This is a genomic window from Pseudoneobacillus rhizolycopersici (assembly GCF_054786815.1).
The window spans coordinates 1-211 of sequence record NZ_JBTOOE010000300.1; the positions used below are offsets into that span (position 1 = coordinate 1).

Below are 211 nucleotides of genomic sequence, written 5' to 3' on the forward strand. Positions count from 1 at the left end.
CACTGATGTCTAAAGCGTTAGAGATCAGGTAGTGCATCCGCAGGACCAGCACGGCGTCGTCGCCAAACTTTTGTTTGAAATCGTCTAACGAGAACGGCAATTCAAAGGTGTACTTCCCCTTCTCGGCGAACTGGTTGTCCCGGTAAGTCGGCGCGTACAAGACGACCTTCTTATCCAACGGAATGCCCATCTGGGTCTTTAAGGCCACGAT

At 51.7% G+C, this 211-nt stretch carries 1 protein-coding gene; it reads right to left on the minus strand.

Features of this window, described 5'->3' with window-relative positions; translation table 11 throughout:
* The coding region (locus ACX9YW_RS23840; RefSeq protein ID WP_460351320.1) for a CDP-glycerol glycerophosphotransferase family protein at nucleotides 1-208 on the minus strand (208 nt) is incomplete at its 3' end.
* Nucleotides 209-211 lie beyond the last annotated feature (3 nt).